This window comes from Dorea sp. ICN-14282 (genome assembly GCF_037890115.1).
GTDB lineage: Bacteria > Bacillota > Clostridia > Lachnospirales > Lachnospiraceae > Dorea_B > Dorea_B phocaeensis.
The window spans coordinates 121,592-133,176 of sequence record NZ_JBBKBH010000001.1 but is presented as its reverse complement, the minus strand read 5'-3'; the positions used below and the strand labels follow the sequence as shown (position 1 = coordinate 133,176).

Annotated in this window: 10 protein-coding genes; 2 read left to right on the top strand and 8 right to left on the bottom strand. The window is 42.0% G+C overall.

The window, feature by feature from the left end:
• Window positions 1-19: 19 nt before the first annotated feature.
• From WKT00_RS00610 to WKT00_RS00595, 4 genes are all read right to left on the bottom strand, one after another.
• Entirely contained in the window at window positions 20-3,223 is a 3,204-nt protein-coding gene (locus WKT00_RS00610; RefSeq protein WP_340260283.1) for an SHIRT domain-containing protein, read from the bottom strand.
• A gap of 215 nt (window positions 3,224-3,438) precedes the next feature.
• Window positions 3,439-3,867, bottom strand: coding sequence for a recombinase family protein (locus WKT00_RS00605; RefSeq protein WP_306346029.1), 429 nt, complete (start codon window positions 3,865-3,867; stop codon window positions 3,439-3,441).
• A complete protein-coding gene (locus tag WKT00_RS00600) occupies window positions 3,851-3,994 on the bottom strand; it encodes a recombinase family protein (protein WP_306346030.1) in 144 nt (47 codons plus the stop codon). The genes WKT00_RS00605 and WKT00_RS00600 overlap by 17 nt, the downstream gene beginning before the upstream one ends.
• A gap of 109 nt (window positions 3,995-4,103) precedes the next feature.
• Entirely contained in the window at window positions 4,104-4,955 is an 852-nt protein-coding gene (locus tag WKT00_RS00595) for an N-acetylmuramoyl-L-alanine amidase (RefSeq protein ID WP_200816237.1), read from the bottom strand.
• A gap of 170 nt (window positions 4,956-5,125) precedes the next feature.
• Between WKT00_RS00595 and WKT00_RS00590 the strand changes: the two genes are divergently transcribed.
• Window positions 5,126-5,572 (top strand): GatB/YqeY domain-containing protein, encoded by a 447-nt coding sequence (locus WKT00_RS00590; protein WP_101694642.1) that lies wholly within the window; start codon window positions 5,126-5,128, stop codon window positions 5,570-5,572.
• Window positions 5,573-5,664: 92 nt separating this feature from the next.
• Here WKT00_RS00590 and WKT00_RS00585 read toward each other — a convergent pair whose 3' ends face one another.
• Genes WKT00_RS00585 through pth form a run of 3 tightly spaced genes read right to left on the bottom strand, consistent with a single transcriptional unit; the run spans window position 5,665 to window position 10,710 of the window.
• Window positions 5,665-6,726, bottom strand: a complete 1,062-nt coding sequence (locus tag WKT00_RS00585) for a peptidylprolyl isomerase (protein ID WP_340260275.1) — start codon at window positions 6,724-6,726, stop codon at window positions 5,665-5,667.
• A gap of 55 nt (window positions 6,727-6,781) precedes the next feature.
• Complete coding sequence (mfd, locus tag WKT00_RS00580; protein ID WP_340260273.1) at window positions 6,782-10,123, bottom strand: transcription-repair coupling factor; 3,342 nt, start codon at window positions 10,121-10,123, stop codon at window positions 6,782-6,784.
• Window positions 10,124-10,125: 2 nt separating this feature from the next.
• Window positions 10,126-10,710: an aminoacyl-tRNA hydrolase gene (gene pth, locus WKT00_RS00575; RefSeq protein ID WP_101694645.1), complete on the bottom strand. Its 585-nt coding sequence runs from the start codon at window positions 10,708-10,710 to the stop codon at window positions 10,126-10,128.
• Window positions 10,711-10,853: 143 nt separating this feature from the next.
• On the opposite strand from pth, the gene WKT00_RS00570 reads away from it, so the two are divergent.
• Window positions 10,854-11,288 (top strand): hypothetical protein, encoded by a 435-nt coding sequence (locus tag WKT00_RS00570; RefSeq protein WP_101694646.1) that lies wholly within the window; start codon window positions 10,854-10,856, stop codon window positions 11,286-11,288.
• Window positions 11,289-11,302: 14 nt separating this feature from the next.
• Here the strand turns inward: WKT00_RS00570 and WKT00_RS00565 are convergent, their stop codons facing one another.
• Entirely contained in the window at window positions 11,303-11,566 is a 264-nt protein-coding gene (locus WKT00_RS00565; protein WP_101694647.1) for a glyoxalase, read from the bottom strand.
• Between the last annotated feature and the right edge of the window lie 19 nt (window positions 11,567-11,585).

The window sequence follows — 11,585 nt, the reverse complement described above, 5'->3', positions numbered from 1 at the left end:
TTATTCCTCATTCTTCATTTTATCGATTTGTTTTTCGTCTTTTTCGATACGCACCAATAAAGGCAATACCGGAAGCAATTAATACTAACGTCCAAAGTGTCATGTTTGTGCTATCTCCTGTCTTAGGAGTTTTATCATTTACAGATGTATTTGGCACAACTGGTTTGTTTGGTTCACTTGGAACTACTAGTGTATCTTTGGCTTTTACAGTTACTTTGATTGTTTTCACTGATGAAGCGCCTTGACTATCTGTCACTTTATAAGTAACTTCATAAACACCAACTTTCGTATTGTCTACTTCATTTTTAATGACATTTTCGATGGTCAATGGAATATCGCCATCTTCCTCATCGGTTGCAGTTACATCTTTTAGTGGATCAAAGTTATCTCCTACTGTAATTGTTTTATCACTTGCATTGATGGTTGGAACCAGATTGATCACACTTGCATTTCTCTTGAATTCCCATGTACCTGTAAAAGTGATGTTTTTGTTTTCATCCGCATTAGTTGCGTTTGCTAATTTATTTTCTTCGTCATATCCATTAAATTGCCATGTTCCATCAGATACTTCAACCTCGGTTTTCTCTGGTTGAATAGCGTTGATTGTATCTCCTTCAAAATACATTTTAGAATCTTCTGGTAATAAAGAAGTCACTTCAGATGGCAGTGTTTTTCCAGATGTTCCACTTTCAAATGAATAAAGAACTTGGTATTCATCTTTTTGGGCTACCTGCCACATATCGTAATCTGATTTATCTTCTGTGTTTGCATCTGCAAGCTTCTTAAAATATAAACCATTTGTTTTTGCATTTTCATTTGCTAATTCAAAGGTATTTTCACTTACCTTTAATGCATTGATATAATTCTGTCCAACAATCGGCTCACCTTCTTTTGAAGTGTCTTTTTTATCAACAAGAGTTACTGCCGTTTTTCCTGTTGCTGTCCCCAAAATTTCTAAAGGTATCGTTTCATCAGGATAGTTTTCATCGCCTGTAAAAGCGAATAGATTTAATTTACTTGAAGCAGCATTATAATTTCCATATATACTAGTTGGGACAAACACACTCCATGTACTATTTGCAATTTCAGCATTACCATAGATTCTATTTATAAAGGCATGTTCATTAAATATATATGTATCATCACTGCTTGTTACAGCGATTTTATCATGCGGATTATCATCTTTATATCCATAGCCAAATGCAGCATAGTCATTCATTACAATTTTGGAATTTGATGTGTTTGTTGCACTTGTAATATATAGATAACCATTTGCAACCCATGTGCCATGATCCATATTCAAAGCACCTTTTGCATATGCTTGTTTATTGGTTGTCAATTTAGCATTTGTATTAATGTTTACATCATAAACTGTTCCAAATGCGTTCTTATTCTCATTTCCTAAGATTACATCTGAATCGTTTATTACATTTACAGTTTTGAAATAACCCACAATCGGAATAGAAGTACTTGCTTTATCCAAATTCAATACCGACTTATCACCAGCGCTGTTTTCTGTGACTTTTTGTCCCCATACCCCGTCTGTAAGCAATGTAAATTTAGGTTGTCCTGTAATATTAACGGTTGTATTTCCTTTTGTTGTACCAACACTACAATTAATTTGAGAAACTTGACCACCATCCATGTTGATTGTTGCGTTTTTCTCTATTGTACCGTCACTGATAGGATAGATATAACTGGTATTATCTTTGTCTCTTAATTCTGCATTTGTTGCATTAATAATAACATTCCCTTTCACAAGAGAGCCACTTACCATGGACTCATCCACACCGGTAATATCTTCCAAATGAGAGCCGTGGACATTGATGATCACATCTCCACCGACCACTGCGGAGTCTGCGCCCACAATCCCCGGTGGGTCATAGTCAGGCGTTCCGTTCCTATCCCATCCCCAAACATTTTCATAGGTGTCAATCGTTACATTGCCTTTCACCTGAAATAGACGACCGGAATTATTGATTTGCTCTCCGGCACCAGTAATATCCCAGTTATGACCAACGCGACAAATACGATCTGAGTCTTCGTACGCGGGATCACCGCCGATTATATGGATATTACCGTCCACAATAGACTGGTCGGCGTCTTCACGCATACCATTGATCCCATTAAAATAACCAGATTTAACCTGTACGGTTACATTCCCTTTAACGTGAGAATTATATGCACCGATCACATTCTGTGGTTTTGTATCCTTCGCTGGACTATCAAGAATCAATGTTACATTTCCGCCTACATAAAGCGGTCCGCCACCAGGCTTGTCTCCACCGTAAGCAGTTGCTTTATTCGTAGCCGCCAGATAATTTCCGCCTTCATTATTACCATAACTAATATTACCCGCAAGCTCTACATAAATGTCGCCTTCTACAGCCCCCTTGTAACTTCCGCCAATAACAACATTCTCTAAATCAGCAGTATTAATCTTACCTGTACCATTGATTTTGACATAAACGCTTGCGACTGTCTTTTTATTTCCGCCACCGTAAAGTGTACCAGAAATAGTAAATTCGCAATTCTCGGTAAAAATCGTTCTATGTCCACTACAATACAACGTTCCAGCAGAAGCCTTTACATTGTCTAATGTAATATCACCTACTAATTCACTTCCAAGAGTAAGTGCATATTTTTGACCTTCTGTACTTTTTACAATAATGGATTTATCCGCAACACCAACAAATTTTACATTACTTCCAATATTAGCACTTAAAACAATTGTTGCTTCTGTCTCTTGATTATTTTTAATTTCTTCTAATGCATTCTGCAATTCATCCGCACTAGAAACTTCATAAGTAGTTCCGTTAGAAATTGGATTTTCCTCTGAAGCTGGTAAAACTTCTTCATCCGTTTTCTTTTCCTCTAATCCAGATACTTCAACAGGAATTGTTTCTTCCTGTGATGTTCCATCCATCAAATAATTTACCTTGAAATCATATGTTCCATTTTCAGACGCAGCATAAGTAATAACTGATAAATCTTCTGCTTTCTTTGTACCATCCGGCAATGTTACATTCTCTAACTGAATGATTTCTGTATCTGCAAACTTTATAGAAATAGTTGCTTCTGTTTTGTCTTCATTAACTTCTTGCAAGACCTCATATTGAAGTGGAGAAGCAGCTGTTTCTTGCGCGAATACAGTCTGAGGTATCAAACCTAATACCATAACCAATGTAAGAAACCATGCAGTTATCTTCTTAGCCAGGTTCATTCGCATTCCCTCCTTATTCATTTTTGAACCAAAATACATATTAAGAGATAAATGAAATGGTAAGAAAAGCAGACTTTTTATCCCATGAAATAATAAGACTAATTTCTAAGGGAAACTACATAGATATCTGTTTTTCTCTGTATTTATATGTGTAAACAGTAAATACCGTTCATATTATCTCAATCTATAATTTTAACACCGCTGATAACAAAAGTCTACTTTTTATCCCATGAAAACCTAGTACTTTCAACACTTTTTTCGTATTTATTTATCCAGTTGGAAAAAGTATTATGATTTGTATTTAATAATCTTGCTCCTTTGCGTTTACTAATTTTATTTTCTTTCCATAATTGATAGATTTCTTCAAATTCTTTTGGAACCGGAATCGGTGGACGCCCCAGTCGTATGCCTTTTTCTTTTGCAATTCGTATCCCCTCTGCTTGCCGCTGTCTGGTATTTTCCCGTTCTACCTGTGCGACATAAGAGAGTATTTGCAATACCAAATCAGCTATAAACTTTCCTGTAATCCCATTCACTTGATTTCTAGTATCCAAAAGCGGAAAATCTAATACGATAATATCAATATTTACCTTTTTTGTAAGATAACGCCATTGTTCCTGAATTTCGTCATAATCTCGTCCCAAACGATCGATAGAATTGTTTATCTATAAACATCTCTTTTTCTAAAATCCCAATACTCTGCATTGCTTCTACTTGTCTTGCAATATTCTGATCTTTGCTTGAAACTCGAATATAAGCGTATTTTTTCATTATAATTCCTCCTTAATATTAAAGTATAAGAGAAATTATAATTTTCTTATCGCTTAGAAAATGAAAACCTCATAAACAAAAGCATCTACTTCATTTTAAAATTTTCGGATTAATAGCCAAAGAACAAGTCCAGCCCATCCGCAATTCCTTTTACCATCTGCGCCTGATACTCTGGCGTCTGCATTTTCTGATCTTCCTCTGGATTCGTCATATATCCCATCTCCACAATGGTAGTCGGAACCTGGCTCCAGTTATTTCCACTCATGGTATCCGTCTCCCACACTCCGTCATTCTCGCATCCGGCAGCTTCACAAAACTTCCCGATCACACAGTCTGAAAGTCTTCTACTTTCTCCATAAAGCCCCGGTACATAAGGATTCTGCGGTGTGATGCAGATCGTCATAGCTCCAACCGCGCTCTGATTTTCCGCCCCGTTTGCATGGATCCTGACATATGCGTCTGCTCCCGCCTGATTTGCCACATCCGCTCGCTGCACACAGCTTACCGGCACATCGTTTGACTCCCTTGTCATAAGAACTGTATATCCTCGAAGCTTTAGCTCTTCCCTAAGCTTTAGAGAAACCGACAGCGTCAGCTCGTACTCCGGCACCCCAGTTCTGACTCCCACCGTTCCGGAGGCATCTGCTGCCTTCTGCTCTAAAGAGCCCGGTCCAAGCGGCTCTGTTCCGGCTGCCACCACCTTTGAATGCCCCGGATCAATGACGACCGTCTGCGGTCTCTGCTCTGGTTTCTGTGGTTCTTGTTCCAGTTCTTCTGCCATTTCTTTTTCTTCCTCAGCGTCCTGCGTGTCCTGCTCTTTTTCCAGCATCTCCTGCTGTTCCTGAGACTTTTTTGATGCGTCCTGCTTTTCTTTTTCCTTCTCGCCGCCACATCCCGTCAATAATATTCCAAACAAAAGCGCCGCACATACCAGCGTCCTCATATTTCTTTGTGTCCTCATTGCATTTGCCCCCTATCTTCTATCTTCTATCTTCTTTATTCCTTTTATTTTACCGCAGCAAAACCTCTTTTGTCAGCCAGGAATCCACATGTTGCGCAAAAGATTTGTAATTCTGGAATCATTCTGTTAAAATAAAGGTTAAAAATGAACATCAAACAGGAGGAATCATCATGAGTAAAATTGAAGAAGTAAGAAGCGCCATGGTTGCCGCTATGAAGGCAAAAGACAAAGAAACCAAAGAAACCTTATCCGCCCTTCTGGCAGCGCTGAAGAATAAAGCAATTGACAAACGCGCCGACCTCACAGAGGAAGAAGAGGTTCAGGTTATTATGAAGGAAATCAAACAGACGAAGGAAACATTGGAAATGACACCAGAGGATCGTACCGATATTCTGGAGGAATGCCAAAAACGACTGGCTGTTCTGGAGCAGTACGCACCGAAAATGATGGATGAAACAGAAATCCGATCCGTCATCGATGCAACACTTACTGAGCTTTCCATCGATACTCCAACTGCAAAAGACAAGGGTCGTATTATGAAGGTTCTGATGCCAAAAGTAAAAGGAAAAGCGGACGGAAAACTGGTTAACGAGACTTTGATGTCTTACCTGAACTAGAATTTCTATTTATTGCAATGTACAAAACCCCCGGCAGAAAAATCTGCCGGGGGTTTTATCTCTTTACTCCTGAACACTATCCTTACTTTTGTCTATTGTCCTTCTGCCACATCATCTGTCTGCACCTGGTCAGCATATGGATCTGTCTCCATCATTTTCATGGTTACCTTCAGATCATTAAAGTCAATTTTTCTCCACACATTCTTATGCACTTCAATCTCTGCTTCTTTTCTCCATTTCTTGCAGGTATCGGTGTAAAGTTCATTTTTTCTTTCCTCTACAATACTCTGCTTCTTGCTGTCGGTAGCCGCCTGATCAAAAAGACTGGTTACCTTTGCGACATAACAGCCATCCTCCGTCTCAACAACGCCTGTTGTCTCTCCTTCTGCCAGTGCATCTGCTTCCTTACAGAGATCTGCCGTCGGAACGGTTGCCTCTTTATCAAAAGTGGCCGTGCTTACTTCCAGACTCTGCTCGCCCGCAAAAGTCTCAAAGTCCGCAGCCTTTACTCCTTCTGCAAAGCTTTCTGCCTGCGCTTTCATTGCAGCCTTTTCATCATCAGAAAGTTCCGTTGTATTGCCTTCCTCATCCTTATTCTTGTAAGAAAAGAATACATACTGCATGCTCTTTTGTGCCGCCTCTTCATCAGCGACTTCCGTGTCTGCTCCTGCCTTGATAGCTCCGACCATCTTTTCTCTGATTGCCATAAGTGTAAGCACACGCTCTACCGTCTTTGTATCTGCCCCAGAGACTTTCTCCTTCTCTTCCAGCCCGTTTACCTCATCAAAATCTGCTGCTGCTTTCTTAATTACTGCCTTCTCTTCGTCAGTAAGCGTTACGTCATACTCTTTCATATGCGCTTCCAAGAGAATCATATCTTCCAAATCTTTCTGAACGGAATCCTTAACTGACTCCTCATAAGTCTTGCCTTTCTCGGCTTCGGAATTCCACATATCTTCTCCCAGAATTTCGGCATAATAAGTCTCGTACTGCGCCTGTGTATATCTGGCATAGAAATTAGCTACTCCTGCCGTTACTTCTTCTTTTTCCACAGTCAGTGCTACATCGCTGTCTTTGATTGCGCTGCTGCATCCGGTGAGCGTTCCGATCATCAAGCCGCCCGCCAATGTCAGTGCAAGGAATCTTTTTTTCATGTCTTTTTATGTCCTCCTTCGTACCCGTTAACTGTTTTATTATATCCTGTTTTTACTATTCAATCAATGCTTTCAAACCATTTAACACTTTTTTCACGACTTCCAGACTGTCTTCCGGCTTTTCTTTTCGATTTCGAATCTTCTTCTCATAGATGAAACTTGGATTTTCCGCATCAGCCCGAAAAGCCAGCGTTCCCTTAAAGTTCGCGATCAGCTCCGGAATCTTCTGCGGCTGCACCTTTGCCTTCTCATACATGGTGAAGGTATAGATCTGTCCTTTCTGTTCTACAGACGTTACATAAAGCCTGCGCGCCTGCGCTTTTAAGCTTGCCACCGTCAAAAGCTTCTCCACCTTTTTCGGAATATCTCCAAACCGATCAATCAGCTCTTCGATCATATCTTCTTTCTCTTCCTCATTCTCAATAGCCGCAATCCTCTTATAAATATCCAGCTTCTGATACTCATTGGCAATATAAGAATCCGGAATATACGCATCCACATTCAAATCCATCGTCGTAGCAAAAGTCTCTTCTTCTATTTCTCCTTTCAGCAGCTTTACCGCCTCATTGAGCATCTTACAATACATATCGTATCCAACCGCTTCCATATGCCCATGCTGCTCTGCCCCCAGAAGATTTCCGGCGCCGCGAATTTCAAGATCTCGCATGGCAATCTTAAAACCAGATCCCAAATCGGTAAATTCCCGAATTGCCGCCAGGCGCTTTTCTGCCACTTCCTTTAACATTTTATCTCGTCGGTATAACAAGAACGCATACGCCATCCGATTCGATCTTCCAACTCGGCCTCTTAATTGATAAAGCTGCGACAATCCCAGCCTGTCTGCATCATGGATAATCATCGTATTTGCATTGGAAATATCAAGTCCCGTCTCAATAATGGTCGTAGAAACCAGAACATCGATCCCGCCGTTCATAAAGTCATACATAATCCGTTCCAGCTGATGTTCCTTCATCTGTCCATGCGCGAATTCTACGGTCAGCTCAGGAACCAGCTTCTTGATATGTGCAGTAACCTCCGCAATATCTTCCACTCGATTATAAACATAATATACCTGACCCTGCCTTGCGCATTCCCGCTCAACCGCTTCCCGAACCATCTCGTCATTATATTCCATAATGTAAGTCTGAATCGGCAGCCGATCATTTGGTGCCTCCTCCAGCACACTCATATCCCGGATGCCAATCAAGCTCATGTGAAGTGTTCTCGGAATCGGCGTCGCCGTCAACGTCAGCACATCAACATTTTCCTTTAACTTTTTGATCTTCTCTTTATGCTGCACGCCAAATCGCTGCTCTTCGTCAATAATCAAAAGTCCCAGATCTTTAAATTTGATATCGGATCCCAATACCCGATGAGTTCCAATCACAATATCCACCAGACCACGTTTCAGGTCTTCTACCGTCTTTTTCTGCTGAGCAGGTGTCCGAAACCGGCACATCAGATCAATCCGCACCGGGAAATCCTTCATTCTCTGAACAAAGGTATTATAATGCTGCTGAGCCAGAATCGTTGTCGGTACCAGATAAACGACCTGTTTATCCTCCTGCACCGCCTTAAATGCTGCCCGAATAGCAATCTCTGTCTTCCCATATCCGACATCTCCGCAGATCAGACGGTCCATAATCTTGCTGCTCTGCATATCCTGCTTCACCGCTTCGATCGCCATCATCTGATCCTCCGTCTCCTCAAACGGGAACATCTCTTCAAACTCCCGCTGCCAGACGGTATCTTCCCCGTAGACAAATCCTTCCTGCTCCTGCCTTGCGGCATAAAGTTTTACCAGATCTTTGGCAATCTCCCTTACCGCTCCACGCACACGGCTCTTGGTCTTATTCCATTCCTGGGTTCCCAACTTATTTAACTTCGGTTTCTTCGCATCGGCGCTGGCATACTTCTGAATCAAGTCAAGCTGAGTTGCCGGAATATAAAGATTCCCGCCCTGTGCATAGGAGATCTTCATATAATCCTTGGAGATCTTATCCACTTCAATCTTCTCAATCCCTTGATAAATCCCCAGCCCGTGGTTCTCATGAACCACATAGTCCCCCGGCTTTAACTCTGCAAAACTTGCAATCTTCTGTCCTTCGTACTTTTTTCTCTTCTTCTTTTTTCTAATCTTTCCAAAGATATCCGTCTCCGAGATTACGGTAAACTTCAGCATTGGGTACTCATACCCTTCTGCCACATGCCCATACGCCGTCATAATTTCCTGCGGCTTCACTTCACGATCCATATCTTCGCTGTAAAAACTGCTCAGGTTATAATCTCTTAGATCTTCCGCTAGACGTTTGGCACGCGTCCTTGAACCGGATAAGAGCACCACCCGGTATCCTTCTCTCTTATAGCGCTTCAAATCCTGTGTCAACATCTCAAAACTACTGTTATACGGATTGACACTTCTTGCCTGGAGCCCATAAGTACCGCGCATCACCAATTCTTTGCATCGAATATCCAGCGCAAAAAAGCCGATACTGCTGTAGGTATTTATTTTTTTCAAAATCTCTGCCGCCTGATAGAGACGAACCTCTCCTTCTTTCATCTCATACCCGGCTTCCACCCGTTTCTTCTGAGCTTCCATAAACTCTTCTTCTACGCCGCGGCCTTTTTCCACCAGGCGAACCGGCTCATTTAAAAAGAGAATCGTCTCCTCTTTCGGGAAATAATCCAGAAACGAAACCGCCGTTTCCTCTTCCCTCGGAAATTCCTCTGCCGGACAGATACACACCTCTTCTAAATTTTCTATCGATCTTTGGGTCTCTGGATCAAACGTACGAATGGAATCAATCTCTTCCCCCCACAGTTCGATTCTCACCGGCTGCTCTTCTGTCAGCGGATAGACGTCCAGAATTCCGCCTCTGACCGCAAACTGTCCCGGTCCTTCAATCTGCACCTCCCGGTCATACCCCAGATCTGCAAGTTTTCGTGCAAGCGCATCTAAATCCAGTGTATCGTCCTGTTTGATTCGAATCATCCGTCCTGCAATGACATCTCTTGGAAGCAATGCATCCATAAATGCATCAAAACTTGTCACCACCGTCAGACTTTCTCCTGCCACCACCGACTGCAGCACTTCCATCCGCTCGCGAACCAGTTCTTTACTTCTTAAATCAGCCTGATAAAAAAGAAGATCCTTCGCCGGATAAAAATAAGTCTGCGGATCCAGAAAACGATATTCTTCATAGACCTGTTTTGCCTTCGACTCACCGGCACAAACCACGACTTTATAACGGATATTCTCGCTCAGGGCATACATCATGTGAGTTTTCTGAGAATTTACACACCCCGTTACCCGAAGCATCCCCGGTTCCTTCTTTCGTTCTCTATATAATTCTTCGTATTCTGCCAGTTCCTTAAGCGGCGCAATCAAAGCCTGCATATTTACGTCTCCTTTGGCGTTACTTTTCGGTTATATTCATTCATTGCCTCATCTATACGACCGGTCAGCATCAATTCTACCGCCCGCATTGCATTGTGATAGCCTTCCTCCATTTGCTCCTTTTCACCTTTTGAGAAGTGCCCGAGCACATAGTCTGCGAGATCATATTTCTTTGGTTTCTCTCCTACGCCCACCTTGATCCGTGGAAATATCTGCGTTCCCAGATGTGCAATAATATTTTTTATTCCATTGTGGCCGCCGGCGCTTCCTTTCTTCCGAATCCGGAGCTGTCCCACATCCAGACTCACATCATCATAAATTACTACCAGCTCATTCTCCGGATCAATCTTATAATAATCCACTAACCCACGAATACTCTCTCCACTCAAATTCATATACGTCTGCGGTTTTACCAGAATCACCTTCTGACCTTCGATCATTCCTTTTCCGATGAATGCCCTGCTTTTCCTTACATCCACCGATATATTATATTGCTTTGCAATGACATCTATCACATCAAATCCTACATTGTGGCGTGTTCCTTCATACTGCGCCGTCGGATTTCCAAGTCCTGCTATTATATACATCTTTCTCACCTTCCGTTCTCGTTTTCCTTTCCATTCTACAGGATGGTACGCCTTTTGTCACGCAAAAGAAACGAATAATCCTCCTGCTTCTCACATACATTATAGAAAGCAGAACATATCATATCACATACAGGAGGTCTCTTATGAGTTCCAGAACAAAAATTATCGTATTGCATATGAAGGAGATCATCTACACAGCGGTGTTTGCGGTACTTGGCATTGTACTGATTCTGCTGCTTCTGTTCATGTTCCTTCCCGAACGGGAGAAACACACAGACAAAGAAGCAAAATATACACCTGGGAGCTATACTTCCACCGTTACCCTCGGCAGCAATGCTCTGGAGGTAGAGGTCTCCGTTGATGAATCCCGTATTCATTCTATTCGTTTTTCCAATCTAAACGAATCCGTATCTGCCATGTACCCGCTGATTCAGCCCACTCTGGAAGAACTTGCCGAGCAGATCTACGCCAAACAGTCTCTGGAGAATCTTGAATACTCCTCTGACAGTCCATACACGGCACAGATCATTACTGACGCCATACGGAAAGCATTAAAAAAAGCCGAAACCACCAAATAGTTTCGGCTTTTCTCTTATCCTTCTACGATCAGGTATCTTCCTCCCGGAAGTGCGAACACCTCAGATGCCTCTTCGATCTCTTCCATAGACATTCCGTCTATATCAAGACCCTCTTCTTCCAGAAATTCTTTCACCTCGTCCAGGCTCTCCACCACTGTCGCCATACAGTCTTCCAGGAAAGCTTCTGCTTCCTCCAGTGTCTCTGCCACCGGTTCATCGAATAATTTGGACTGGTCTCTTAAGAACGTCTTCAGACACTCTTCATCATACTCATACATGTTCCTTGTTCCTCCCTTA